Consider the following 24,517-nt stretch of genomic DNA (forward strand, 5'->3'; position numbering starts at 1 on the left):
CAACTATTTGACGCTTTCCATGATGACCATCATTAATACGCTTAACTAATTGTTTTTAAACATTATTTTATGCATCGAAAAATAAACAAAACACAGCTGTCATTTATGTAACACAGCAAAACGTCAATTAAACGTCTCGACGTTATGGTAGTGTCAAAAAAAGAGCGTGATAGCGGCAATGTGCCATACGCCTTTTCAGAAGGTGAGAACCACCCTCACCCCAACACTCATCATGGACGAGGTCGTTCCCTTGGAAGTCAGCGTTTTTGGTACTGGCTATGTTGGCTTGGTGCAAGCAGTTGCCCTGGCCGATGTCGGGCATAACGTGGTCTGTGTCGATATCGACAGCCACAAGATCGCCCAGCTGCAACGTTCTATTCCGCCGATTCACGAGCCGGGCCTGGCGACCCTGATCGAAGAGAATCAAAAGGCCGGCCGATTGCACTTCACCACCCAGGCCAGCGATGCAGTGGGCCACGGCAAGGTGATTTTCATCGCGGTCGGCACTCCCTCCAACGAAGACGGCTCCGCCGACCTCGACCATGTCCTGGCCGTGGCGCGCAACATTGCCTGCCTGATGTTCAGCGACAAGACCCTGGTGATCAAATCCACGGTGCCGGTGGGCACCGCCGATCTGGTGATCGAGACCGTCGCCGAACAACTGGCAGACCTGGGCAAATCCGAACTGCGGGTGCACGTGGTCTCCAACCCGGAGTTCCTCAAGGAAGGCTCGGCCGTGGCCGACTGCATGCGCCCGGACCGGATCATCGTCGGTTGCGCCGACGACCTGCCCCGCCAGCAGTTGAGCGAGCTATACGCGCCCTTCAACCACAACCATGACCGCCTGATGTTCATGGACAACCGCAGCGCCGAGCTGGTCAAGTACGCGGCCAACGCGATGCTCGCCACCCGCATCAGCTTCATGAACGAGATGGCCAACCTGGCAGAACGCCTGGGGGTGGACATCAATGCCGTGCGCAAGGGCATCGGTGCCGACCCGCGCATCGGCTACCACTTCATCTACCCCGGCGCCGGCTTCGGCGGCTCGTGCTTCCCCAAGGACCTGCGGGCGCTGATCCACACCGCAGAAAGCCACGGGCTGGAACCGCACATGCTCAAGACCGTGCGCGACGTCAATGAGCAGCAGCGCCATGTGCTGTTTCGCAAGCTCAAGGCGCACCTGGGGGACAACCTGCAGGGCAAGGTCATCGCGCTCTGGGGCCTGGCCTTCAAGCCCAACACCGACGACATGCGCGAAGCCACCAGCCGCTACCTGATGCAGGCACTGTGGGAGGCCGGGGCCAAGGTCCAGGCCTACGACCCGGAAGCCATGACCGAATGCCGGCGCCTGTACGGCTACCGCGATGACCTGCAACTGTGCGCCACCCGTGACGACACCCTGCAAGGCGCCGACGCGCTGGTGATCTGCACCGAATGGAAGGCCTTTCGCGTGGTGGACTTCACGCTGCTGCGCGAGACCCTCAGGGATCGCCTGGTGGTCGACGGCCGCAACCTCTACAACCCGCAACAGGCAGCGGATGCCGGCCTGCATTACCTGAGCATCGGCCTGCCCTACCGTGTACCGGAGGCATTGCGCGCATGAATATCCTGATCACCGGGGCCGCCGGATTCATCGGCGCCCATACCGCACTGCGTTTGCTCAAGGATGGGCACCAGGTCACCGGGCTGGATAATTTCAACGACTACTACGACCCCCAGCTAAAGCGCGACCGGGTGCGCTGGGTGGAACGCCAGGTGGGGCACTTTCCCCTGCTGCGCCTGGACCTGGCCGACAGCGAGGGCCTGGAACGGCTGTTCGCCGAAGTACGGCCCCAGGTGGTGATCAACCTCGCCGCCCAGGCCGGGGTGCGCTATTCCCTGGAAAACCCCAAGGCCTACCTGGACAGCAACCTCAGCGGTTTCCTCAACCTGCTGGAGATGTGCCGGCGCTACCCGGTGCAACACCTGATCTACGCCTCGTCCAGTTCGGTGTACGGGGCCAACCAGCAGACCCCGTACAAGGTCAGTGACAACGTCGACCACCCGCTGTCGCTGTATGCGGCCAGCAAGAAAGCCAACGAGCTGATGGCCCACAGCTACAGCCACCTGTTCGGCGTGCCCGCCACCGGCCTGCGCTTCTTCACGGTGTACGGCCCCTGGGGCCGGCCGGACATGTCGCCGATCCTGTTCGCCGACGCCATCAGCCAGGGCCGGCCGCTGAAACTGTTCAACTACGGCATGCACCAGCGCGACTTCACCTACATCGACGACATCGTCGAATCCCTGGTGCGCCTGCTGGGCAAGCCGCCAGTGCGCGATCCGCTGTGGGACCGGGAACAGCCGGACCCGTCCACCAGCATGGCGCCCTGGCGCCTGTTCAACATCGGCGGCCAGCGCCCGGTGGAGCTCAAGGACTACGTGGCGACCCTGGAAAAACTCCTCGGCCACAAGGCCCAGGTGGAATACCTGCCGCTGCAGCCCGGCGATGTGCTCAACACCTGCGCGGATGTCAGCGCCCTGGAAAACCTCACCGGTTTCGGCCCCCAGGTGCCCCTGGAGGAAGGCCTGCGCGAGTTCGTCCAGTGGTACCTGAGCTACTACCCGGGCGCGGCGTCCTGAGCCGCGACAGCCGAACGTTTTTACCCAACCCCTGCAATGGAAGTATTACCGGTGGATATGGATAGACCTCTCTCATCGCCCGCAACCGAGGTGCCCGCCCCGCTGCACATCGACCGGCGCAACGACCCGTTCCGGCGCAAGGTCCAGGCCGCCATCGACCTGCAACAGCACGGCTGGATCACCGGCCGCGACGGCGGGCGGCCCTGGACCCTGTCGCGCAGCAAGCGCCTGACCTCGGCGCTTTTGGCCGCGGTGCTGCTGGTGCTGCTGTCGCCGGTGCTGCTGGTCGTGGCCTTGCTGATCAAGCTCACCAGCCCCGGCCCGGTGTTCTTCGTGCAGTTGCGCACCGGTTTTCGCGGCCGCCGCTTCGGCATGTACAAGTTCCGCACCATGGTGGTCAACGCCGAGGCCCTGAAGGATTCGGTGCGCCACCTGAACAAGCACGGCGCCGACTCGGTGGATTTCAAGATCGACCGCGACCCGCGGATCACTGGAATCGGCGGTTTCCTGCGCCGTACCAGCCTCGACGAGCTGCCCAACCTGATCAACGTGGTGCTCGGCCAGATGCGCATCGTCGGCCCGCGCCCCACCTCGTTCCATGCCCAGACCTACAAGGAACACCACCTCGGCCGCCTGAGCATCTACCCGGGGATCACCGGCCTGTGGCAGGTATCCGGGCGCAGCGACGTGGATTTCGACGGCCGCGTGACCCTCGACATGACCTACATCTTCCAGCAGAGCCCCTGGCTCGACCTGAAGATCCTGATCAAAACCCCTTTCAAGGTCCTCAATGGCCACGGAGCAAGTTGAAATGGCGGCAGCAACCTTTGCCAGTCTGAAGATCCAGAGCCCCAGCGAAAGCAACCTGGCGGTGACCGTACTCGACCAGGAACTGCGGGTCATCCTGCTGACCGCGGCCAACCGCAACAGCGGCGTCACCAGCAGCAGCCTGAGCATGGCCAACGAACTGGCGCGCACCAGCCGCGGCCGGGTGCTGGTGGTGGACACCAGCCTCTCGGACAGCAGCCTGACCCGGCGCCTGGCCCTGGATGAGCGGCCCGGCTTCCTCGACCTGGCACTGGCCGAAACCCCGCCGCCCCTGGCCTCGTGCATCGAGAGCAGCGACGCGGTGAATTTCGACTTCCTGCCCCTGGGCCGCCGCCAGCAGTACAGCGAGCGCCTGACCCCGGAACTGCTGCGCGAACTGCTGCAGGCCCTGGCCGAGGAATACCGCTTCGTGATCATCGACGGCGACCCGGTCTACAGCAGTGGCGACATCCTCACCCTGGCCACCCAGGTCGACGGCGTGGTGCTGGTGGTGCGCAGCGAGGAAACCCGCTGGGAAGTGGCCCAGGCCGCCGCCCAGCGCCTGATCCAGGCCGAGGCCAAGTTGATCGGCAGCGTGTTCAACGCCCGCAAGTACTACATGCCCAAGTGGGTTTATGACCGTCTCTGACCGGCACAAGGACCGTGTAACCATGAACAAGCCAAGACTTTCCCTGCTGAGCCTGTCACTGCTGCTGGCCCTGGGCGGCTGCGTCAATCGCGAGCCGCAGCAGATGCCGGTGCAGATCCTCAGCGCCCCGGCCGACCAGGCCCAGCTCACCGAGGTGGTGCCCATCGAGCAGGTGCTGCGGCCCCAGGACGTGCTGGACGTGATCTTCCATATCGGCACCACCAGCCAGCAGCGCTACCTCGTGCAGCCCGGCGACCAGGTGGATGTGACCTTCCTCACCGCTCCGGAACTGGGCGGCAGCAAACTGGTGCTGCCCGACGGCAGCATCGACATGCCCTACGTGGGCAATATCCAGGTCGCCGGGCTCTCCGCCGAACAGGCGCGCCAGGTCCTGGAAACCCAATACGCCAAGGTGCTGAAGAAGCCGCAGATCAACTTTTCGATCTCCCACGCCATGGCCCAGCTGGACAACCTGCGCACCAGCCTGACCAACCCGGCCACCGGGCTTAGCCGCGAGATCGTCGTGGGCTCCGACGGCCGCGCCAGTTTCCCGCTGCTGGGCAGCCTGTCGTTGCAGGGCAAGAGCCTCAGCGAGCTGCAGACCCTGGTCAACCAGCGCTATGCCAAGGAGGTGGGCTCGGTGAGCGTCGATGTGCTGCTCAAGACCACCGCCTCCAACGAGGTGTTCGTCATGGGCGAAGTCGGCCAGCCCGGAGCCTACCCGATCCGCCGGCCGATCTCGGTGCTTGAGGCCCTGACCCTGGCCAAGGGGGCCGGCCCCACTGCACGCCTGGATTCGGTGGTGATCATGCGGCGCAAGGGCAACCAGGTCGAAGCCCGGGTCTACGACGCCGACGCGGCGCTGGACGGCAAGGCCCTGCAATTCGCCTACCTGCAGCCCGACGACATGCTCTATGTGCCCAAGACCCGCCTGGCCAAGGCCGGCGCCCTGAGCAAGCAGCTGGCGGACGTGATCATGTTCCAGGGTGTCGGGTTCAGCTTCGGCTACCGCGTCGACAACAAAGAAACGAACAACAACTGAGTTCCCTCTTGATGACCAAGATCGAAAACTACCTGCACGAGTTCCTGCTCGTGTTCTTTGTCAATCGGCGCCTGATCAAACGGGTGTTCCTGGGTTTCGCGGTGATCGCCCTGCTGCTGCCCCTGGTGCTCAAGCAGAGCTTCGAGATCACTGCCGAAGTCATCGTGCAGTCCAAGAAACTCTCGCAGACCGACGCCAACACCGTGCTCGCCCCGGACTCCGACAAGTTCATCCCGCCGTCGCTGGCGGACATGGAGACCGAGAGCAACATCCTGCGTTCACCCACGCTGATCCGCGACACCATCGACCAGTTGCGCCGCGAAGGCCAGTTCGGCGGCAGCGAGGGCCTGTTGACCCGGCTGATCGTCAAGCCGATCCGCAATGGCCTGATCGACCCCCTGCGCAACCATGTGATCAACCCGGTGCGCGGTTTCTTCGGCCTGGCCGTGGACCCGGTGCGCGATACCAGCCTGGATGCCTTCACCGACCAGGCGGTCAAGGACCTGAAGATCGGCACCCTGCCCGGCTCCAACGTGATCTCCATCGTCTACGCCAGCCCCAACGCCGCCGAAGGCACGCGCTTTGTCGAGCGCCTGCTGGCCAACTACCTGAAGAACCGCCAGGACCTGCAATCCAACGAACTGCCCGAAGCCTTCTACGAACAGAAGAAGGCCCAGTACCAGTCGCGCCTGGATGACCTGGAAGGCAAGCGCCAGGCCCTGCTGGAAGCGACCCACGCCTCCGACCCCAAGGAAGAGATCACCTTCCGCCTGAACGCCATCAACACCGAAGAGCAATCGCTCAACGGCTACCGCGACCAGGCACTGGAGAACCAGCGCCGCCTGGATTACCTGCAGAAGAACCTGGCTGCCGCGCGCAAGGCCGGCCTCACCGACTACACCTTCCCCTTCGCCTTCGCCAACACCGTGGACAACGTTGCCTACGAAGACCGCGAGATCAAGCAACTGGGCGAACAGCTGACCAACCTGGTGAGCCAGTACGGCACCACCGCCGACACCTACCGCGCCGACAGCGTGCCCATGCAGCAGCAGCGCGAGCAGATCGTGCGGGCCCGGGCGCAGTTCCTCAAGGTGGTGGAAAACCGCGTGCGCGAGCGCAGCAGTGACTTGCAGATCACCCAGTCGGTGATCGCCCAGAAGACCGCGCGGATCAACGACTACAAGGCGCGGGTGCGCGACCTGCAAGAGGTCCTGAGCAAACTGCGCCAGCTGGACACTGAAATCGATGCCTTGCACAAAGCCTTCTTCACCTACACCCAGCGCTACGAAGAGAGCCGTGGCGAGCGCCTGATCAGTGGCGAGCTGTCCAACGCGCGGGTCCTGAGCCAGCCTTACGAACCCAGCGAAGCGGCGTTCCCCAAGCCGATGCTGATCATTCCCCTGGGCCTGCTCACCGGCCTGCTGCTGGCCATTGCCCTGGGCTATGTCTACGAGTTCTTCGACCATCGCTTCAAGCACCCGGCCCAGGTCAGTGATCACCTCGGCCTGCCGGTGTTGATGGTGCTCAACGCGGTCGAGCAGCTCCAGGTCAACCCGTACCCGCGCTGGACCTGGCGCTGGGCCTGGCATTGGGCCAAACAGTGAGCGACCTGAGCATGGCCGCGCAGCCTATCGTGCACCTGATCCACAGCGGCGGTTTCTACGGTGCCGAGCGAATGCTGCTGGATCATTGCCTGGGCACCCCGGGGCAGCATCGGGTGGTGTTCATCAATGCCCCCGATGCGCTGCTGCAGCGTTTCGCCGAGGCCGGCGTGGCGAGCCACAACTGCCACTGCCTGCAGGAACTGCTGGCGCACCTGCGGCAACAGCCGGGGCTGCTCAACGCGCACAACTTCAAGGCCCAGGTGTTTGCCTGGGTCTGCGCCCGGCGCCTGCGCCTGCCCCTGGTCATGACCCAGCACGGCTTCACCCCGCGCAGCCTGAAACAGAAGTTCTACACCTGGCTCAGCCTGCGCCTGTGCCGCAGCCGCCGGGTGCGCCGGGTCGCCTGCGTGGCCCAGAGCATTGCCCTGCTGCACCTGGAGGCGGGGGTCGCCGAGGGCAAGCTGCGGGTGATCCCCAACGGCCTGCCGGAGCCGGCCCTGGAACTGCCGGCGAGCCTGGACGGGCCGCCGCTGCGCGAGCCCGAAGTACGCCGCGACGAAATGGAACCCTTGGTGGGTTTCGTCGGGCGCCTGAGCGCGGAAAAAGGCCCGGACCTGTTTCTCGATGCGCTGATCGGCCTGTGCCAGCAGCGCCCTGCGCTCAAGGCCGTGCTGCTGGGCGATGGTGAACAGAACCAGGCCCTGCGCGAGCGCATCAACGAAGCCGGGTTGGCCACGCGCATCCTGCTGCCGGGCTATCAGAACGACATGCAGCCCTGGCTCAAGCGCCTGAATGTGCTGGTACTGAGTTCACGCACCGAAGGCACACCGATGATCCTGCTCGAAGCCATGCAGGCCGGCACCCCGGTGGTGGCCTTTGCCGTGGGCGGGATTCCCGATGTGCTGCAGCACCGGCACAACGGCCTGCTGGCCAAGCCCCTGGACAGTGCCGGGCTGGGGCGCTGCATCGGCCAGTTGCTGGACGACCCGGTACTGGCCGGGGAGCTGGCCAAGGCCGCCCAGGTCACCCAGCGCAAGCACTATCACTTGCCCACCCTGGCTCGCCGCTGGGATGAGCTGTACCGCGTCGCCAGAGAGAGCTCCCGAGTATGATCGCCGCTCCGTTCCTGGGTTTGCTGCTGGGCCTGGCCGCACTGTTGCTGCTGGCCAGCCCCTGGCCGTTTCTTGCGCCGCTGGTGGTGGTCGGGCTGTTCGGCCTGGCGCTGCTGTACCGGCGCCCGGGCTGGGGCCTGCTGGGGATCTGCGCCCTGGTGCCCTTCGAAGGCCTGTTCAAGGACAGCGCGTTCTCCGGGGCCAAGCTGCTGGGCGCCTCGCTGATCCTGATCATGCTGTTCAAGCTGCTGCTGCGGCAGATCCCCGACACCCGCCTGCGCAGCAACCTGTGGCGGGCCCTGGGGCCATTCCTGCTGTGCCTGCTGCTGAGCATGCTGTACAGCGAGAACCTGCTGGTGTCCCTGGACAGCCTGCGGGAGCTGGCAGTGGGCCTGGTGCTGTTCTTCGTCACCCTGCTGATTGCCCGGGAAGTCAACCTGCTGATGCTCTGCCGCCTGCTGGCGGTGAGCGTGGCCATCACCTGTGTGATCGCCCTGGTATCGGCCAAGTACCAGGTGGGCGGCCGGGCCATCGGCCTGTTGCAGGATGCCAACTACTTCGCCCTGCTGATCGCCATGGCGGTGCCGCCGGCGATCTTCCTCGCCCTGCGTTCGCCCCATTGGCCGGTGCGGCTGTTCTGGGTCGGCATCAGCCTGACCCTGATGGCCGGGATGACCAAGACCGACTCGCGCTCGGGCCTGCTGGTGGTGCTGTTTACCATTGCCATCGGCGTCTGGCACTACCGCGACCGGCTCAAGGGCCTGCGGCCCAAGCACCTGGGCTTCGCCATGTTCGCCGTGGCCATCGTCATTCCCCTGGGCATTGCCGTGCTGCCGGCGGAGTACGTGGCGCGGATCCAGTCCCTGAGCATGCTCAAGTCCGGCGCGCACTCGGCGGACACCTCCCTGGGCCGGCGCACCTCCTACCTGGTGGTGGGCGGCCAGATGATCCGCCAGAACCCGCTGCTGGGCTCGGGCCTGGGGACCTTCCCGATCCACTACGCGCAGACCGGCTTTGCCAGCAGCTTCTCGGAAAACATGAACGAGCCGGACCTGTTCCGCCGGGCCCACAACACCTACCTGGAGCTGTTCAGCGAGCTGGGCATTCCCGGCGGCCTGAGCTTCGTGGCGCTGATGCTGATGGGCCTGCGCAACTTCGAACGGGCGCGCCAGGGCTTTCTTGCCCGGGGCCAGCGCGAACAGGCCGATATCGCCACCCACCTGGGCCTGAGCCTGTTGGCCATGGCGGTGTTCCTGCTGTTTCTCAGCGCGCCGAACCACAAGTACCTGTGGATCTTCCTGGCCCTGTCCAGCGTCCTGCGCCTGCAGGCAGAAGACGCTCCCGTACCGCGCCCGGCCCCGGCCTGACAACGCCGCGTGTAGCCACTGCCCCAGGCTGCGACAAGGCCCGAAGGGCCTTCTGGCCCCCAGGAGCAGCACCGACAGAACAGCAACACCGCGCCCTCACCCGGCGCCCACGACAACAACGCAATCTGGCCAAGGGAGGCAAAGATGCAAAGGATCAGCGTGATCGTGCCCATGTACAACGAGGCGCGTCACATCACCCGCACCCTGGACAGCGTGCTGCGCGCCGCCCGGGCGGCGACCCTGGACTGCGAACTGATAGTGGTGGACAACGGCTCCACCGATCAGGGGCCGCAACGGGCCCGGGAGCTGGGCGCGCGGGTGCTGCTGTGCCCGGGCATCGGCATCGGCGCCCTGCGCAACCGCGGTGCGGCGGTGGCCACCGGCGATAGCCTGGCGTTCCTCGACGCCGACATCGAAGTGCCCGGCAATTGGCTGCAGCTCTGGCAGCAGGCCCATGCCGAGCAGCGTGCCGAGGTCTTCGCCCTGGACTGCGCGGCACCCGCCAGCGCCCCCTGGTTCGCCCGGGCCTGGCAGCGCCGCAGCCTGGCCGGCGACCCGCAACCCCGGCTACTGCCGTGGATGCCCACCCCCAACCTGTGCCTGCAGCGGGCCTGGTTCGAACGGGTCGGCGGCTTCAACGAGCAGTTGCGCACCGGCGAGGACAAGGATTTCGGCCTGCGCCTGCACGCTGCCGGCGCCCGCCAGTTGAGCCTGCCCCAGCCCCAGGTGCTGCATTGGGGCTACGAGGCCAGCTGGGCCGAATGGGCCGGCAAGGAACGCTGGCGCCAGGGCAGCCACGTGCAATTGCTCAAGGGCAGTGGCCTCAGCCTGCGCCTGTTGCGCTTTCCCCTGTTGTGCCTGGCCTGCGCCCTGCTCAGCCTCGTGGCGTTGCTGTGCCTGCTCGCGGGCCTGCCCGGCGCCGCGGGCCTGTGCCTGCTGCTGGGGGCGCTGGCGCCCCTGGCCCTGGCCGTGCGCCAGGGCCTGCGCCAACGCGACCCGCTGTTCGTCCTGCAACTCTGGCTGCTGCACTGGGTGCGCCTGCACCTGGGCGCCCTGGCCCTGGTGCAGGCCCTGTTCAACCGTTCTGCCGAGAGACCTGACCGTGGCTAAAACACTTTTCTGGCTGTGCCTGCTACTGCCTTTCTATGCCTGGGTCGGCTACCCCCTGCTGCTGGCCCTGCTCAGCCTGTTCGTCAGGCCGCGGCCGGTGCAGGAAGGCGCGCCGCTGTCGGTCAGCGTGATCATCGCCGCGCACAACGAAGGCCCGCACATCGAGCACAAGCTGCGCACCCTGTTGCAGCAGGACTACCCGGCCACCGACTTGCAGATCATCCTCGCCAGCGACGGTTCCAGCGACGACACCGTGGCCACGGCCCTGGGCGTGCGCGACTCACGGATCGTGGTCCTGGACCTGCCCCGGGTGGGCAAGGCCGGGGCGCTGAACGCCGCGGTGGAACTGGCGCGCAACGACATCCTGGTGTTCACCGACGCCGACAACCAGTGGTCCCACGACACCCTGGGCAAGCTGCTGGCGCCCTTGGCCGACCCGCAGGTGGGGGCCTGTGGCGGGCACATGATCATCCCCGACCCCGGGCACAACCTGAGCCTGGGAGACAGCCTGTACCGGCACTACGAGGCCTGGTTGCGCCAGGCGGAAAACCGCACCGGCTGCATGGTCTCCGCCGACGGCGCGCTGCTGGCCCTGCGCCGCGAACTGTTCCAGCGGGTTCCGGCCGAGGTCAACGATGACTTCTTCATCAGCACCTGCGCCCCGGTGGCCGGCAAGCGGATCGTCTATGTCGAGGAGGCCCAGGTGCTGGACCAGGGCGTGGACGAAGCCGGCAAGCAGTACCGGCGGCGCCTGCGGGTCACCGTCGGCGGCCTGCAGAGCCTGGCCCAGCGCCGCGAGCTGATGAACCCACTGCGCCACGGCGCCTACGCCATCGCCCTGATCAGCCACAAGCTGATCCGCCGCCTGGCCCCGGTGCTGTTGCTGCCACTGCTGGTCAGCAGCCTGCTGCTGTGGAATGCCGGCGCCTTCTACAGCCTGGCCCTGCTGGCCCAGGTGCTGGGTTACGGCGCCGGGATCATGGGCCTGCTGGACCGCCGCGGGCGCCTGCCCAAGGTGTTTCGCCTGGCCGGTTTCGTGCTGGTGACAATGGCCGGCATGAGCATGGGCCTCTGGCAATTTCTCCGCGGGCAGCGCTATGCCCTGTGGAACCCACAACAGAACCGCTGACATGAACCTCAAACTCAACCTCAAGCGCCTGCTGGGCAGCGTCTACTTGCACAGCGTTGGCCGCGCCCGCCTCAGCGAAGCCGGGGTGGTGCTGATGCTGCACCGGGTGCTGGCCGACGAGCAGGCCGCCCGCCGGCCGCACCGGGCGCCACTGTGCGTCGGCCAGCGCCAGTTCGAGCACCTGCTGCGCTGGCTGCGGCGGCATTTCGACTGTGTGCCGCTCAATCACCTGCTGCAATACCCCGGCGGTGACCGGCCGCGCCTGGCCCTGACCTTCGATGACGGCTGGCGCGACAACGCCGAGGTGGCCTACCCACTGTTGGAGCGCTACGAGGTGCCGGCGAGCATCTTCCTCTCCACCGACTTCATCGGCAGCGCCCAGGGCTTCTGGTGGGAGTCCATCGGCGAAACGCTCTGGCTGCGGCCCGCAAGCGCCGCGGCCCGGCCGCTGCTGGAACAGTTGCAGGTGCTGCAACTGGCACCTGCGGCCGAACTGTTGCAGCCGGGTGACAGCGACGCCCGCAGCCGGCTCCTGGGGCGCTACCTGCAACGCTTGAAGACCCTGCCCGGGCCCACTCTCCAGGCCCTGGCCGACAGTTGCCCCAACGAGCACGGCCCCCACAGCCTGGACTGGGCCCAGGTGCAGCGCCTGGAGCGTTCGGCACTGGTGCGCTTCGGGCCCCACGGCGCCAGCCATGCCATTCTCACCGGCCTTGACGAGGCCGCGCTGAAAGCGGATCTGCAACGCTCCCATCAGGCGTTGCAGAACCATTGCCAGGCGCCGCTGGAGTTCTATTGCTACCCCAATGGCGACCACAATGCCCAGGTGCGCGCCGCCGTCGCCGGGCTGGGTTATCGCTACGCCCTGGGCACCCGCCCCGGGCTGATCGAGGCCAGTGGCAACCCGCTCCTGGCCTTGCCACGCATCGACGTCAGCCACGCCAGCGCCGCCCGCCCCGGCTTGCTGGCCTGGCGCCTGCTGCAGGGAGCCCGGGCATGAAGCGCGGCGGCTACCTCTGGCACCTGGCCCTGAGCATGGGCACGCGCCTGGCGATGATCGGCCTGCGGCTGCTGCGCAACGTGCTGCTGGCTCGCTTGCTGGGCCCGGCGGATCGCGGCCTGTTCGCCCTGCTCAGCACCCTGCCGGACCTGATTGCCGCCCTGACCAGCGGCGGGCTGAACACCGCGGTCGGCTATGAAGCCGCGCGCCAGCGGCCCATGGGCCTGCTACTGACCCAGGTGCTGGTGTACGGCTGCCTGCTGGCCAGCCTGCTGACCCTGGCCGGGCTGGCATTGATGAACACCCTGGGCAGCCAGTGGGAACTGAGCCTGCAACTGGGGGACCTGGCCTGGCTGTTGTTGCTGGCGGTGCCCATCACCGTGCTCAAGAGCGGCCTGCTGACCCTGCACAACGCCGATGGCCGGGTCGAAGCCTTCAATGCCCTGCGCCTGCTGGAATCCCTGGTGCCGCTGCTGCTGTTCGTCGGCCTGTGGTGGATCTGGCGCGACCAGCCGCTGTCGGCGGCCCTGGTCAGCTGGCTGGGGGGCACCTTGCTGGTGGTGGTGGTTGGCTGGTGCTGGTTGCGACGCTTCCACGACCTGGGCCTGCGCTGGCAGGCCGGGGAACAGGGCAAGCTGCTGCGCTACAGCGCCCAGAGCCACCCCGGGGTGCTGTCGCAACAATTGATGCTGCGTTCGGACTACCTGTTCATCGGGGCCCTGCTCGACCCCGCGGCCCTGGGCTGGTACGCCATGGCCAGCGCCGCCGCCGAGCTGCTGCTGATCATTCCCGAGGCGGTGACCACGCCACTGATGAAGCGCCTGCTGCAACAGGGGGCGGGCATCGAGCAACTGACCGCCCTGGCCCTGCGCCTGACCGCCACGGTGATGCTCGGCGCCTGCCTGTGCATGGCGCTGATCGGCCAGTGGCTGATTGTCACCCTGTTCGGCGCCGACTACGCCCCGGCCTACGATGCCCTGCTGGCCTTGCTGCCCGGGCTGTTCGGCCTGTGCTACGCGAGCATCCTGCGCCTGGACCTCTTGGGCAAGCAGCGCCCCGGCACGCTGTCGCTGCTGCTGGCCGGTGGCGCCCTGCTGAACCTGGCGCTCAATGCGCTGCTGATCCCGTCGCTGGGCATCGTCGGCGCCGGCCTGGCCTCGTCCATTGCCTACCTCGCGGTGAGCCTGGCCATGCTCGGCCTGTATTGCCACCTCAGCGGTGTGGCCTGGTACCGCACCCTGATCCTGTTACCTGGAGACATCGTCTACGTGCGCCAGTTATTGCGCCCTAAGGAAAGGCTTCAATGAAACCCTGTTCCCTGCTCGCCCTGATGCTGATCTCGGCGGCCACTGCCCTGCACGCCGCGCCCCTGCAATGGGGCGATATCCGCGACGGCAGCCTGTACCTGCAAGCCGAGGCCGGCGACACCCTGCACCTGCGCTGGAGCCCGGCCTGGCAGAGCGACGCCAACCAGGAGCAGCTGTACCTGCTGCGCCCGGACGGCCAGTTGCTGCAACAGCTGGAGATTCGCGCCGACCAACCCTACGGCCAGCGGGAAGTCCAACTGCCCGCGGCCCAGGGCGACTACCGGCTGCAGGTACCGGGCTACAGCTTTCGCAACTTCAAGGTCAGCCACGACAGCGCCACCCTGGCCCAGTTCGAACCGGCCAAGGTGCATTTCAGCGCCGACGTGCCCCGTGGCGTGGAGCTGTATTTTCGCGTGGCCGCCGGAGAGCAGGCGGTACTGGCGGGCAAGTATTACGGTGGGGTCAGCGTGCTCCAGGCCACGCGCCTGAGTGACCACCAGTTGCTGCGCCTGAAGCTGGTGGAGCACCCGCAGTACGGTCAGTTCGACCAGATCCCGCTGCCGGTGGCCCAGCAGGACGAGGTCTGGCGCCTGTCCCTGGGCGGCTCGGGCAAGGTGGCGTTCTGGCTCGACGGCACCGCCAACCTGTTCGCCCAGGACCTGCGCCAGTTGCACCCGCTGCAATGGACACCGGGCCGGGTCGAGCTGAGCCTCAAGCCGCAGATGCGCGGCCCCAGCCCGCACCTGGGGATCGCCCTGCCCTATGCCCAGCCGCCGCAGTCGACCTTTGAACTGCTGCGGGCCCTGGGGCCGCGGGCGGCCAACTTCTACAGCTTCGTCGATGTGATCCAGCAGGAACCCCAGCGCGAGCTGGGCTTTCGCCGGCTGTACCGCGAAACGTTCAAGATCGACCGCGACATCACCCTGCTGGCGGGCACCGGGCGCCGGGCGGTGCTGGCAGCCGACAGCCAGAGCTTCGCCGGCCTCGACGCCTGGCTGGCGGACAGCGTGCGCCTGGGCAACCAGGGCCTGCACTACCTGGCGTTCGCCGACGAACCCAACCTCAACTACCCCAGCTACGCCGTGTTCGCCAGCTACTTCGGGCGCATGCTGGAGCACGTCAAGGCCAACCCCGAGGCCCGGGCCGCAGGTGTGCGCATTGCCATGCCGGTCAGTTCGCGGCTGCTGGACGGGCCGTTTCGCATCGGTGCCGGGCAGCGCCGCGGCATCGACTGGGCGCGCCAGTTGCTGGAGGCCCACGGCGCCGATATCGACGCCATGGCCTGGCACGAGTGGATGGTCCGCGACCTGCTGGCCACCCGCCGCTACCGCGCCAGCGTGCGCGCCGCCGCCGACCTGGTGGGCCTGGATGACCTGGGCCGGCCGCGCAAGGCGCTGTTGCTGAGCCAGACCAATATCTCCAGCGGCCCGGACCTGAGCCCCTATCAGCAGGACACTCACTACGCCGCCCTGTGGTGGATGTCGGTGGTGGCCAATGCCTCCCAGGACGGCCTGCTGGACATGCTCAACTGGTTCCAGGCCGCCGATGAGCCCGAGTACCCCAAGGGCATGCTGGCCCAGCACGACGCCCAGCGCTTCAGCCTGAAGCCGGTGGCCGTGGCCCAGCAATTCATCCAGCGGCACTGGCTGGGGCAGGTCCAGGCGCTGGACAACCCGGCCTTCGAGGTGGATGCCCTGGCACTGCGCGATGGCCCGCGCCACAGCCTGCTGGGCGTGACCAAGACCCCGCGCGCACAAACCATCGACCTGGACGGCGCCGAGCAGATCTGCCAGGCCGGCCCGAGCCTGGAACTGCTCGGCGCCGACGGGCACAGCCGCTCCGCCGCCGTGCAGTGCAGCAATGGCCGGGCCCAGTTGCAGGTGCCCGGTGAAACCCTGTTTGCCTTGACCTGGAAAACCCTATGAGTCGCTTGACCGGCCTGTTGGCCAGAATCCGCCGCAAGGGCCTGCGTGGCAGCCTGCGGGTGCTGCGTGAACGCTTCTTCTATTACCACTGGGAACTGCTGACCCTGGAACGCTCCCTGGCCTTGCCGGTGCCCTGCCCCATCAACCCCGGCCGCTGGCCCCAGGTGCCCATCACCCGCGAGCTGCTGCCGGCCTTCGACAAGTACTTCAAGGCGCAACTGCCGGCCATTCGCGGCCTGCTGGACAAAGGCAGCCACGGCAGCGCACACCTGGATGAAGACGGCAACGTGATGATGATGGTGTGGATCAGTGAGCGCGATTACTACGACGACCAGTTGTACCGCTGCTGGATGCGCATCCCGCCGGGCTGCCTGTATCAGTTCGCCGGAGAGTGCGCGGTGCCGTATCGCGGCTCGGGGGTGGTGATCCTGGCGCAGAAGCTGCTTTGGGATGAATACCGCGAGCGCGGCTTCAAGGCCACCCGGGCCCTGGTCAACGTGCGCAACGAGCCGGCGCTGAAGATGCACATGCGCCTGGGGTTCCAGGAAGTGGGTGAATCCCTGCATGTCTACTGCCTGTTGCGCTGCCTGCACTTCCACCGCCGCCGGCCCTACCACCAGACACGCCTGCACCACCTGCGCCGCGGGCGCCTGGCACAGCAGCCCAGCGGTTCCAGCCCTATCGACAAGGAACGTTCGTGAGCCTGCGTTGGCAATGGTGCGCCAGCCTCTGCACCCAGGACTTTCCCGTGGCGGCCTATGAGCAACTGCGCCAGCAAGTGCCACAGGCCACGCCGTTCAATCGCTTGAGCTGGCTGCAGGGGGCGGAACGGGCCCTGGAACACCGGCACTTGCAGATACTCCTGGGCTGGCACGGCCAGCGCCTGGTGCTCTGCCTGCCGCTGACCCTGGGCCGCGAAACCCGGGCCGGCCTGCGCCTGCAGGTGGTACGCCACTTGGGGCATCCGCTGAGCGATCGCCTGGCGCTGCTGGTCGCGGACCCGGCGCAAGGCGCCATGCCCGAGGTGCTGGAGCAGATCCGCCGGCAACTGCCCCATGACCTGCTGCAACTTCATGAACTGGTGGACGCCGAGCGCCTGCTGGCGCCCTGGCGCCGGGCCAGCTGGTACAGCGAACAAGCCCTGAGCTGCCGGGCGCCGGAACACCTGATTGTCGACAGCGACCGCGAGGAAGCCACCGGCACCTTGCGCTACGAGCTGCGCCGGGCGAAGAAACGCTGCGCGGAAATCGACGCTCGGGTGATCCGCATGGCGCCCCAGGCCGACGGCATGGACGGGGTGCTGGAAATGCTCCGCGAGGTGGAACAGGCCAGTTGGAAAGGCGTAGACGGGTTGGGGATCTTCTCCGGGGAGCTGCGCTGGCAATGGATGGCCAGCGCCCTGCGCGGCCTGGCCGCCGAAGGTTGTGTGCGGGTGGTGATGCTGGAACACCAGGACCGTTGCATCAGCTATCGCCTCGGCCTGCTGGAGCGCGGCCGCCTGTACGACTACAACATCGCCTTCCTGGCGCAATACAAGAACCTGGGTAGCGGCCGGCTGCTGCTGGATGAGTGGATCCGCTGGGGGCTGGACGAGGGCTGGCAGTGGGTCGATGCCTCGCGGGTCAGCCTCAGCCGCTCCAGCCATCAGTTGCATGAACGCATGAGCGGCCTGGTGGAACACCAGCGCTGGAGCTTCTATTCCTGGCGCCCGCGAGCGCTGCTGGCCGGTACCGCCGAACGCATCTGGCAGTGGCTCAAGCCGCGCCTCAAGGCCTGGCGCGAACGGCGCCAGGCCAACACCGTACAAGGATCCCGCCCATGAACCGCCCCCTGACTGCCGCCCGGGCCCACCGGGTCATCGTCAATGCCGACGACTTCGGTCTCGACCTGGACTACAACCAGCTGACCCTGCGCGCCTTCAAGCGAGGGGTGATCAGCTCGGCGACCCTGATGGCCAACATGCCGGCGTTCAACGACGCCTGTGAACTGACCCTGCAGCACGGTTTGCTGGGACGCATCGGCCTGCATTTCAACCTCACCTACGGCGCGCCACTGAGCCCGGCGATGCGCCACCAGCCGTTGTTCTGTGACCCTCAGGGGCAGTTCGACCTGAACCTGCGGCGCTCGGCCCTGCGCCTGCCGGCCGCGGCGGCCGAGGCGGTGCGCGAGGAGTTGCAGGCCCAGTGGCAGCGCTGTGTCGATCAGGGTGTGCGGCCCAGCCATATCGACTCCCACCAGCACGTGCACAACCTGTGGCCGGTGGCAGCCATCGTCGCTCGCTTCGCCGCGCAGCAAGGGGTGCCGGTGCGCCTGGCGCGCAATGTGGGGGGCAACATCGGGCCCCTCAAGCGGTTGTTCAAGAGCGCGCTCAACCGGCGTATCCGCTGGTTGTGCGGGGCCGGGGCCCAGAGCGTGTGCACGCCCAGGGACCTGCTGGAAGGTTTTCGCCCGCCCGGCGTGATTGAAGTGGTGGCCCACCCGACCCAGCTGGCCGAGGGTGATTTCGGTGACGATTACCTGCCGGCGCAGCAGTCTCTGGAGCAACTGCTGCAACAGGCATTGCCCGGGTATCAACGCATTGCCTACAGCGAGCTGTAAAAAACATTAGCTCCCTATGCAATTTAATCGGCAATTAATCCGGCAGGCTAAAAGTGTCATTGACCGCGCTAGCTCAGAACAATCTGAAGCGCTGCGCGGCAAGTTCTAACGCCTGATTGGCGCGGAACTGACGTAGCCTGCATCGGAGAATTGCCATGAACCTGCGTATCGGTTTGACTGCCACCGCCCTGCTGTTGAGTGCCCTCAGTGGCCTGGCCCAGGCAGACAGCACCACCGCCGTGCCCTACCACTATGGAATGCCGCTGCATGTGGGCAAAGTGATCTCGATGACCGAACCTGCGACCCAGGAGTGCAAAGTGATCACCGCCGACATGAAGTTCATCGACAACCAGGGCAAGCCCGAGGAAATCACCTACAGAAAGATGTCGGATGCGTGCATCACCGATAATTGAGGCTGTGCAACACACTCACGCGGGGCCGCGCTGCGGCCCCTCATCACGCCCGGTGCCGATCGGCAAGCCGGGTTTCGCGGCGGCCTGGCGGCCCCCTGTTGAATTCCCTACTCCCGAAGGCGCCTAGAATGCACGCCGCAGAGGGGCAACCTGGCGAGGGTTGTGCGCCAGGTCGTAGCGCAATTCGGCAATCAGCTCGTTGATTTCCCGACAGCCGTTGAGCTGCGAGGCGTCGATGCCGGTAACCACCAGGTCGACCCGGTCGGTTTGATGGTCGCCGAAGACCTTCACGGTCATCGACAGGTCGGGGCTTAGGGTGCATTGGCAGCGTTTGGGCAGAAAGCTGCTTTCAATGATATTTCGCAGTTCAAGGGCAGATAGAAACATGGCGACTCTCTCCTTTGTTCGAGACGGCCAATCAATAGGCAAACAACCTGACAACAATGACGTCCGTGTTCGGTAGTGATCCGGGCCCGGTCTTGATCCTTGCAGACGGAGCCAAGCTACAGACTAAGCCGCTTTCCCGAGGCTGCTAAATTCGATTTCGCTCTGAGCACCGGGTTTTTTCGCTTGGTTGGCTGCCAGCCCATACCGGCCGCCGGCCTATCCCTCCATTTGCGTGCAACTGGTCTTGTTTCAAGGTTTTGCTCAATCGCGGGCCTGATTGATAAAGCAGCAGGAAACGTGCCTGACCGGCAGCGCCACAGGGCCCTGCGAAATCGGCATGCGGCGCACGAGCAGCCGTGCAAAGTGCAAGAAAGCAGGCAGTTGGCCTTGCAAAATGCCCTGCTACCCAGGACGTTTGCATTGCGCCTCGGGCGCCGGTCAGAATGCCCGGGCCGGACTTTCCCCAAGGCGCCCACTCAAACGGGTGTATCGCGCTTTCAATCAGCCAGGAGGCTTCATGCGTCTGCTCCCCCTTGCCAGCGTCACCCTGCTTTCGGTTCTCTGCGCCCAGGCCTTTGCCGCCAAGCTCGAAGACACCGCGCCCTACCCCAAGGCCGAAGACGGCTTCACCCGCCAGGTCATCCACCTGCCCAAGCAACAGCACGAAGACCGCTACAAGGTCGAGATCCTCGCCGGCAAGACCCTCACCGTGGACTGCAACCTGCAGCGCCTGGGCGGCAAACTGCTAGAGAAGAACCTCGAAGGCTGGGGTTATCCCTACTACCGCCTGGACCAGGTCAGCGGCCCGATAAGTACGCGGATGGCCTGCCCCGACGGCAAGACCCGCGAGGATTTCGTCCCGGTGACCGGTGACGGCTTCGTCTTGCGCTACAACAGCAAGCTGCCGATCGTGATCTACGCGCCCAAGGACGTGGAAGTGCGCTACCGCCTGTGGAGCGCCGCGGACAAGACAGAAAACGCCCGCCAGGAATAAGCCATCCCCCAGCCGGAGTGCCGCCCTTGATTACCTGCCATGTCAAATATGTGATCGACCCCTACCAACTGGCCGAGTTCGAAGCCTACTCCAAGGCCTGGATCGCGGTGGTGAGGCGGCTGGGCGGCACCCACCACGGCTATTTCATGCCCTGCGAAGGTGCCAGCAACATCGCCTACTGCCTGTTCAGCTTTCCTTCCCTGGCGGACTACGAAGCCTACCGCCAGAGCGCCCTCAGTGACCCGGAAAGCGTGGCCCTGGTAGCGGCGGTGGTGCAAAAGCGCTTCATCCTCAGCTACGAACGCAGCTTCATGCGCCCTCTGCTGTCGTAGGAGCCGGCTTGCCGGTGAAGCTTGCATCGCTGCGCAGGGCGCCTTCGCTGGCAAGCCAGCTCCTACAACAGGCAGGTACACCGTGCACGCCCCCGTAGGAGCCGGCTTGCCGGCGAATGGGCCCTTGAGGTCTGCATCGCTGTGCAGGACGCCCTCGCTGGCAGGTCTGTTCCTACAAGGCGGCGTTGCTCAGGGCGGCGCGTTCGGCGACGTGGCGCAGGCTGTCAAAGTTGATGTTGGCGCCCGAGTCGATCGCCACCAGGGTCTGGCCGCGGACGCCGCTTTGCGCCACGTATTCCTTGATGCCCGCCACCGCCAGGGCGCCCGAGGGTTCGGTGATGGAGCGGGTATCGTCGTAGATGTCCTTGATCGCCGCACACAGCTGGTCGTTGCTGACGCTGATCACTTGATCCACGTGATGCCGGCAGATCTGGAAACCATGCTCACCGATCTGCGCCACCGCAACGCCGTCGGCAAAGGTTCCCACTTCAGGCAGCACCACCCGCTGCCCTGCCGCCAGGGCCTGTTGCAGACAGTTGGAATGTTCGGACTCGACACCAACGATGCGGATCTGTGGCCGTAGGTATTTGACATAGGCGGCGATCCCGGCGATCAGCCCGCCACCGCCGACCGGAACGAAGATCGCGTCCAGTTCGCCCTGCTGCTGGCGCAGGATCTCCATGGCCACGGTGCCTTGCCCGGCAATCACATGGGGATCATCAAAGGGTGAAACAAAGGTACTGCCGGTGCGTTGGGCCAGATCCAGGGCGTGCTCCAGGGCGAAGGGAAAGCTCTGGCCATGCAGGATCGCCTCGGCGCCGCGGCTGCGCACCCCCAGCACCTTGAGTTCCGGGGTGCTGGCGGGCATCACGATGCTTGCCTTGATCCCCAGTTCCCGCGCCGCCAGCGCCACGCCCTGGGCATGATTGCCGGCGGACGCGGTGACCACTCCGCGCAGCTTCTGCTCCGGGGTGAGGTGCGCCAGGCGGTTGTAGGCGCCACGGATCTTGAAGGAAAAGGTCGGTTGCAGGTCTTCGCGCTTGAGCAGGATCTGATTGCCCAGCCGCTCGGACAGCGCCGGCGCCGCCTGCAACGGCGTACGGATCGCCAGGTCGTAGACCGGCGCCGCAAGAATCATCTTCACGTAGCGCTCCAGCAACGCCATGTCGACACTGGGCTGGGGGGTGGCAGAACGGCTGGGGCGACTCATGGTGGATCTCCTGGCTGTGTACGAAGCCCGGGAGACAGAGAGAAAAAACCCGCCTCCAGGGCGGGTTGGGTGCAGTCGTCAGCAAGCCCGCCAATAAGGAATGGCGGTAATAATGCTTGGCTGGAAACGATATGCAGGGAAAGTCATGGGCTGGAAATTACTCGCGCCAGCAGGCTCCGGTCAACGCTTTTTTCCCGCCCCCCCTTGAACGGCGACGTCTGCCATCGGGCACCGTGGCTTGAAGCCAAATATACGAAACATATATGATTCGTATATTTCCTCAAGGGAGGCCCCCATGGGCATCGTCAAGATCTCCGATGAACTGCACGAGCAGATCCGCGTGGCCAGCGCCGCCATGGACCGCTCGATCAACGCCCAGGCCGAGTTCTGGATGAAGATCGGCCTGCTGGCCGAACTCAACCCTCACCTGGCCTACAACGACCTGATCAACAAGCTGTTGCTGAACAAGCCCGACCTGCTCAGGGGGCGCGCATGACCCAGGCCCTGATCAAGACCCCGGAACAACTGGCGCTGATGCGCGAAGCCGGGCGGCTGCTGGCCCAGGTGTTCACCTATCTCGACGGTTTTGTCGCCCCCGGCCTGTCCACCCTGGAGCTGGACGCCGCGGTGGAACACCTGATCCGCCATGAACTCAAGGCGCGCCCGGCCAGCAAGGGCCAGTACAACTACCCCTACTGCATCAACACCTCGATCAACGAGGTGGTGTGCCACGGCATGCCCCACCCCAAGGCCGTGCTCAAGGACGGTGACATCATCAATATCGACATCACCCTGGAGAAGAACGGCTACATCGCCGACTCCAGCAAGATGTACCTGATCGGCACTGTCGGGCCCAAGGCCCGGCGCCTGGTGGACACCACCTTCGAAGCCATGTGGGCGGCGATCAAGGTGGTGCGCCCCGGCGCCCGGCTGGGCGATATCGGCCATGCCATCCAGGCCCATGCCGAAGCCAAGGGCTACAGCGTGGTCCGTGAATACTGCGGCCATGGCATCGGCCGGCAGATGCACGAAGAGCCGCAAATCCTCCACTTCGGTCGCCCCGGTACCGGCCTGGAGCTGCGCGAGGGCATGGTCTTCACCATCGAGCCGATGCTCAACCAGGGCAGCGCCCGGGTTCGCGGGCTCAAGGATGGCTGGACCGTGGTCACCCGCGACAACGGCCTCTCGGCCCAGTGGGAACACACGGTGGCGGTGACCCGGGACGGCTTCGAGGTGCTGACCCTGCAACCGCAATGAAGGCCCCTACCAGGCCTGGCCGCGCCGCTTGAGCTCCAGGCGGCGGACAAACTCCTCCAGCACCAGGGCATAGAGATCGTCCTGCAGGTAGGCATCCTCGATGCCGGCGTCGAGGTTGGGGTTGTCGTTGACCTCGATCACCACCACCTTGTCGCCGGACTGCTTGAGATCGACGCCGTACAGGCCGTCGCCGATCAGGTTGGCGGTCTTCACCGCCAGATCCACCACCGCCCGGGGCGCTTCGTGGATCGCCAGGGTGCGGCACTCGCCGTTGATGTCCTGGCCCTTGGCCTTGTGGTTGTAGATCTGCCAATGGCCCTTGGACATGAAGTACTGGCAGGCAAAGATCGGTTTGCGGTTGAGCACGCCGATGCGCCAGTCGTACTCGGTGTAGAAGAACTCCTGGGCCAGCAGCAGTACCGAGTGCTCGAACAGCTCGGCGGTGGCTTCCATCAAGGCCTGCTGGCTCTCGACCTTGATCACTCCGCGGGAAAAACAGCCGTCGGGGATCTTCAGCACCAGGGGAAAACCCAGGCGCTCGCCGACCCGTTCGAAATCCTGCGGTCGCTCCTTGTAGAGAATCTCGGTGGCGGGCATGCCCAGTTGATGGCCCTTGAGCAGGTCGCTGAGGTAGACCTTGTTGGTGCAGCGCAGGATCGACGCCGGGTCGTCCATCACCACCAGCCCTTCGCTCTCGGCCTTCTTGGCAAAACGGTAGGTGTGGTTGTCGACGCTGGTGGTCTCGCGGATCAGCAGCGCGTCATATTCGGCCAGCCGCGAATAGTCCTTCTTCTCGATCAGTTCCACATCGATGCCCAGGCCCTTGCCCACGCGAATGAAACTCTCCAGCGCCCGAGGGTTGGAAGGCGGCAGCAGTTCCTGGGGATCATGGAGAATGGCCAAGTCATAACGGGCCACTTGCCGGGAGCGCGGAACCCGCCAGACCTTGCGGCTGAAACTGTCCAGGGAGTTGGCGAATTGATCTTCCTGGTCTTCGCGCAACTTATGCAGCGCCCCCGACTTGACGCCTTCGATGTGCCAACTGTTAGTTCGCTTGAAATCAACTAACAGAATCGGACAAGGGAAGAGTTCAAACAATTGCCGAGCCAATTCCTGCAAGGGCTCTATATGAGTTCGACCGAAGTAAAGGGTCAGCGTAAAGCCTTCGGTATCGCGGTAAAGATGATTGCTCAGGGCCTTTTCCAGGCTCTTGTCGAGATCATCCAGGGCCAACCCGTAAAGCGCCTTGCGGGTCAGTTCGCTGATGGTGCGCACCGAGGGAATCACCCGGTGGCCGCGGGCTTCAGCCAATAGCGAGCAATAGTAGCCATGCCCCAGGTACTTGTAGCTGCGGCACAGGTTGATCACCTGGACGCGCTTGCCGGGCGCGCTTTCGCGGCTGTGTTCGAGGTACTCCTGGGCCGTGAGGATGTCGTCGCTGGGAAAGTACGAGGCCCAGTCTTCCTTGCGTTCGACAATAATGATTACCTGGCTTGAGGTTTTGTCCAGCCGGGCAATATTAGTTGAGGAAGTGATTGTCGCCGGCAAACTTTGCCCGGATACTTCTCGCCAATGACCTTGTACCGCTGACATAAAGTTCGCTCTCGCTGAAGAACCTGACCCTTTCTATTAAGCACGAACTTTTTTTGAAGTCT

Annotated in this window: 24 protein-coding genes; 21 read left to right on the forward strand and 3 right to left on the reverse strand. The window is 65.4% G+C overall.

The genetic code is table 11. From position 1 onward, the window contains the following. Positions 1–250: 250 nt before the first annotated feature. From AC1RGE_RS05650 to AC1RGE_RS05730, 17 genes are all read left to right on the forward strand, one after another. Entirely contained in the window at positions 251–1,603 is a 1,353-nt protein-coding gene (locus tag AC1RGE_RS05650) for a UDP-glucose dehydrogenase family protein (RefSeq protein WP_011061365.1), read from the forward strand. Then, entirely contained in the window at positions 1,600–2,619 is a 1,020-nt protein-coding gene (locus tag AC1RGE_RS05655; protein WP_258610774.1) for an NAD-dependent epimerase, read from the forward strand. Before AC1RGE_RS05650 ends, AC1RGE_RS05655 begins: the two co-directional genes overlap by 4 nt. Before the next feature lie 57 nt (positions 2,620–2,676). Then, a complete protein-coding gene (locus tag AC1RGE_RS05660; protein ID WP_019093969.1) occupies positions 2,677–3,429 on the forward strand; it encodes a sugar transferase in 753 nt (250 codons plus the stop codon). A 1-nt stretch (position 3,430) separates the two neighbouring features. Continuing rightward, positions 3,431–4,075 carry a CpsD/CapB family tyrosine-protein kinase gene (locus tag AC1RGE_RS05665; protein WP_011061368.1) on the forward strand — a complete coding sequence of 215 codons (645 nt, stop codon included), beginning with the start codon at positions 3,431–3,433 and terminating at the stop codon, positions 4,073–4,075. Positions 4,076–4,097: 22 nt separating this feature from the next. Beyond that, positions 4,098–5,117, forward strand: coding sequence for a polysaccharide biosynthesis/export family protein (locus tag AC1RGE_RS05670; RefSeq protein WP_011061369.1), 1,020 nt, complete (start codon positions 4,098–4,100; stop codon positions 5,115–5,117). A gap of 11 nt (positions 5,118–5,128) precedes the next feature. Further along, complete coding sequence (locus AC1RGE_RS05675) at positions 5,129–6,721, forward strand: GumC family protein (RefSeq protein ID WP_492583645.1); 1,593 nt, start codon at positions 5,129–5,131, stop codon at positions 6,719–6,721. A gap of 11 nt (positions 6,722–6,732) precedes the next feature. Continuing rightward, positions 6,733–7,833: a glycosyltransferase family 4 protein gene (locus AC1RGE_RS05680; RefSeq protein ID WP_050783812.1), complete on the forward strand. Its 1,101-nt coding sequence runs from the start codon at positions 6,733–6,735 to the stop codon at positions 7,831–7,833. Further along, positions 7,830–9,200: an O-antigen ligase family protein gene (locus AC1RGE_RS05685; protein ID WP_015635672.1), complete on the forward strand. Its 1,371-nt coding sequence runs from the start codon at positions 7,830–7,832 to the stop codon at positions 9,198–9,200. Before AC1RGE_RS05680 ends, AC1RGE_RS05685 begins: the two co-directional genes overlap by 4 nt. A 144-nt stretch (positions 9,201–9,344) precedes the next feature. Continuing rightward, a complete protein-coding gene (locus AC1RGE_RS05690) occupies positions 9,345–10,310 on the forward strand; it encodes a glycosyltransferase family 2 protein (protein ID WP_011061373.1) in 966 nt (321 codons plus the stop codon). Then, positions 10,303–11,439: a glycosyltransferase gene (locus tag AC1RGE_RS05695; protein ID WP_019093966.1), complete on the forward strand. Its 1,137-nt coding sequence runs from the start codon at positions 10,303–10,305 to the stop codon at positions 11,437–11,439. Before AC1RGE_RS05690 ends, AC1RGE_RS05695 begins: the two co-directional genes overlap by 8 nt. A gap of 1 nt (position 11,440) precedes the next feature. After that, positions 11,441–12,439 carry a polysaccharide deacetylase family protein gene (locus tag AC1RGE_RS05700; protein ID WP_492583647.1) on the forward strand — a complete coding sequence of 333 codons (999 nt, stop codon included), beginning with the start codon at positions 11,441–11,443 and terminating at the stop codon, positions 12,437–12,439. After that, on the forward strand, positions 12,436–13,746 hold the full coding sequence (locus AC1RGE_RS05705) for a lipopolysaccharide biosynthesis protein (RefSeq protein ID WP_019093964.1): 1,311 nt from the start codon (positions 12,436–12,438) through the stop codon (positions 13,744–13,746). The genes AC1RGE_RS05700 and AC1RGE_RS05705 overlap by 4 nt, the downstream gene beginning before the upstream one ends. Continuing rightward, the gene (locus AC1RGE_RS05710) at positions 13,743–15,671 is read left to right on the forward strand and encodes a hypothetical protein (RefSeq protein ID WP_492583649.1); all 1,929 of its coding nucleotides are present in this window, start codon (positions 13,743–13,745) and stop codon (positions 15,669–15,671) included. The genes AC1RGE_RS05705 and AC1RGE_RS05710 overlap by 4 nt, the downstream gene beginning before the upstream one ends. Next, entirely contained in the window at positions 15,668–16,372 is a 705-nt protein-coding gene (locus AC1RGE_RS05715) for a GNAT family N-acetyltransferase (RefSeq protein ID WP_019093962.1), read from the forward strand. The genes AC1RGE_RS05710 and AC1RGE_RS05715 overlap by 4 nt, the downstream gene beginning before the upstream one ends. Further along, the gene (locus AC1RGE_RS05720; RefSeq protein WP_492583651.1) at positions 16,369–17,493 is read left to right on the forward strand and encodes a GNAT family N-acetyltransferase; all 1,125 of its coding nucleotides are present in this window, start codon (positions 16,369–16,371) and stop codon (positions 17,491–17,493) included. The genes AC1RGE_RS05715 and AC1RGE_RS05720 overlap by 4 nt, the downstream gene beginning before the upstream one ends. Continuing rightward, complete coding sequence (locus tag AC1RGE_RS05725; RefSeq protein ID WP_072441778.1) at positions 17,490–18,269, forward strand: carbohydrate deacetylase; 780 nt, start codon at positions 17,490–17,492, stop codon at positions 18,267–18,269. The genes AC1RGE_RS05720 and AC1RGE_RS05725 overlap by 4 nt, the downstream gene beginning before the upstream one ends. A 155-nt stretch (positions 18,270–18,424) precedes the next feature. Beyond that, positions 18,425–18,682, forward strand: a complete 258-nt coding sequence (locus AC1RGE_RS05730; protein ID WP_072450286.1) for a DUF2790 domain-containing protein — start codon at positions 18,425–18,427, stop codon at positions 18,680–18,682. A gap of 123 nt (positions 18,683–18,805) precedes the next feature. Here AC1RGE_RS05730 and AC1RGE_RS05735 read toward each other — a convergent pair whose 3' ends face one another. Beyond that, entirely contained in the window at positions 18,806–19,069 is a 264-nt protein-coding gene (locus AC1RGE_RS05735) for a DUF1652 domain-containing protein (RefSeq protein WP_011061382.1), read from the reverse strand. Between the two features lie 517 nt (positions 19,070–19,586). On the opposite strand from AC1RGE_RS05735, the gene eco reads away from it, so the two are divergent. Together eco and AC1RGE_RS05745 are read left to right on the forward strand one after the other, a co-directional pair. Beyond that, complete coding sequence (gene eco, locus AC1RGE_RS05740) at positions 19,587–20,063, forward strand: serine protease inhibitor ecotin (protein WP_011061383.1); 477 nt, start codon at positions 19,587–19,589, stop codon at positions 20,061–20,063. Between the two features lie 26 nt (positions 20,064–20,089). After that, the gene (locus AC1RGE_RS05745) at positions 20,090–20,395 is read left to right on the forward strand and encodes an NIPSNAP family protein (protein ID WP_072441775.1); all 306 of its coding nucleotides are present in this window, start codon (positions 20,090–20,092) and stop codon (positions 20,393–20,395) included. A 172-nt stretch (positions 20,396–20,567) separates the two neighbouring features. Here AC1RGE_RS05745 and ilvA read toward each other — a convergent pair whose 3' ends face one another. Beyond that, positions 20,568–21,605, reverse strand: a complete 1,038-nt coding sequence (gene ilvA / locus AC1RGE_RS05750) for a threonine ammonia-lyase, biosynthetic (protein ID WP_011061385.1) — start codon at positions 21,603–21,605, stop codon at positions 20,568–20,570. A 295-nt stretch (positions 21,606–21,900) separates the two neighbouring features. On the opposite strand from ilvA, the gene AC1RGE_RS05755 reads away from it, so the two are divergent. Together AC1RGE_RS05755 and map are read left to right on the forward strand one after the other, a co-directional pair. Next, entirely contained in the window at positions 21,901–22,101 is a 201-nt protein-coding gene (locus AC1RGE_RS05755; protein ID WP_011061386.1) for a ParD-like family protein, read from the forward strand. Continuing rightward, positions 22,098–22,862 carry a type I methionyl aminopeptidase gene (map, locus tag AC1RGE_RS05760; RefSeq protein WP_011061387.1) on the forward strand — a complete coding sequence of 255 codons (765 nt, stop codon included), beginning with the start codon at positions 22,098–22,100 and terminating at the stop codon, positions 22,860–22,862. Before AC1RGE_RS05755 ends, map begins: the two co-directional genes overlap by 4 nt. Positions 22,863–22,868: 6 nt before the next feature. On the opposite strand, the gene AC1RGE_RS05765 is transcribed toward map, so the two are convergent. After that, a complete protein-coding gene (locus AC1RGE_RS05765; RefSeq protein ID WP_015635682.1) occupies positions 22,869–24,455 on the reverse strand; it encodes a RimK family alpha-L-glutamate ligase in 1,587 nt (528 codons plus the stop codon). Between the last annotated feature and the right edge of the window lie 62 nt (positions 24,456–24,517).

This window comes from Pseudomonas sp. GW823-FHT02C05, assembly GCF_058797595.1.

Bases quoted from the DNA above. Each gene is read 5' to 3' on its own strand.
- AC1RGE_RS05655 (WP_258610774.1), top strand. From the start codon at position 1,600: ATGAATATCCTGATCACCGGGGCCGCCGGATTCATCGGCGCCCATACC.
- AC1RGE_RS05660 (WP_019093969.1), top strand. From the start codon at position 2,677: ATGGATAGACCTCTCTCATCGCCCGCAACCGAGGTGCCCGCCCCGCTG.
- AC1RGE_RS05665 (WP_011061368.1), top strand. From the start codon at position 3,431: ATGGCGGCAGCAACCTTTGCCAGTCTGAAGATCCAGAGCCCCAGCGAA.
- AC1RGE_RS05670 (WP_011061369.1), top strand. From the start codon at position 4,098: ATGAACAAGCCAAGACTTTCCCTGCTGAGCCTGTCACTGCTGCTGGCC.
- AC1RGE_RS05675 (WP_492583645.1), top strand. From the start codon at position 5,129: ATGACCAAGATCGAAAACTACCTGCACGAGTTCCTGCTCGTGTTCTTT.
- AC1RGE_RS05680 (WP_050783812.1), top strand. From the start codon at position 6,733: ATGGCCGCGCAGCCTATCGTGCACCTGATCCACAGCGGCGGTTTCTAC.
- AC1RGE_RS05685 (WP_015635672.1), top strand. From the start codon at position 7,830: ATGATCGCCGCTCCGTTCCTGGGTTTGCTGCTGGGCCTGGCCGCACTG.
- AC1RGE_RS05690 (WP_011061373.1), top strand. From the start codon at position 9,345: ATGCAAAGGATCAGCGTGATCGTGCCCATGTACAACGAGGCGCGTCAC.
- AC1RGE_RS05700 (WP_492583647.1), top strand. From the start codon at position 11,441: ATGAACCTCAAACTCAACCTCAAGCGCCTGCTGGGCAGCGTCTACTTG.
- AC1RGE_RS05705 (WP_019093964.1), top strand. From the start codon at position 12,436: ATGAAGCGCGGCGGCTACCTCTGGCACCTGGCCCTGAGCATGGGCACG.
- AC1RGE_RS05710 (WP_492583649.1), top strand. From the start codon at position 13,743: ATGAAACCCTGTTCCCTGCTCGCCCTGATGCTGATCTCGGCGGCCACT.
- AC1RGE_RS05715 (WP_019093962.1), top strand. From the start codon at position 15,668: ATGAGTCGCTTGACCGGCCTGTTGGCCAGAATCCGCCGCAAGGGCCTG.
- AC1RGE_RS05725 (WP_072441778.1), top strand. From the start codon at position 17,490: ATGAACCGCCCCCTGACTGCCGCCCGGGCCCACCGGGTCATCGTCAAT.
- AC1RGE_RS05730 (WP_072450286.1), top strand. From the start codon at position 18,425: ATGAACCTGCGTATCGGTTTGACTGCCACCGCCCTGCTGTTGAGTGCC.
- AC1RGE_RS05735 (WP_011061382.1), bottom strand. From the start codon at position 19,069: ATGTTTCTATCTGCCCTTGAACTGCGAAATATCATTGAAAGCAGCTTT.
- eco (WP_011061383.1), top strand. From the start codon at position 19,587: ATGCGTCTGCTCCCCCTTGCCAGCGTCACCCTGCTTTCGGTTCTCTGC.
- ilvA (WP_011061385.1), bottom strand. From the start codon at position 21,605: ATGAGTCGCCCCAGCCGTTCTGCCACCCCCCAGCCCAGTGTCGACATG.
- AC1RGE_RS05755 (WP_011061386.1), top strand. From the start codon at position 21,901: ATGGGCATCGTCAAGATCTCCGATGAACTGCACGAGCAGATCCGCGTG.
- map (WP_011061387.1), top strand. From the start codon at position 22,098: ATGACCCAGGCCCTGATCAAGACCCCGGAACAACTGGCGCTGATGCGC.
- AC1RGE_RS05765 (WP_015635682.1), bottom strand. From the start codon at position 24,455: ATGTCAGCGGTACAAGGTCATTGGCGAGAAGTATCCGGGCAAAGTTTG.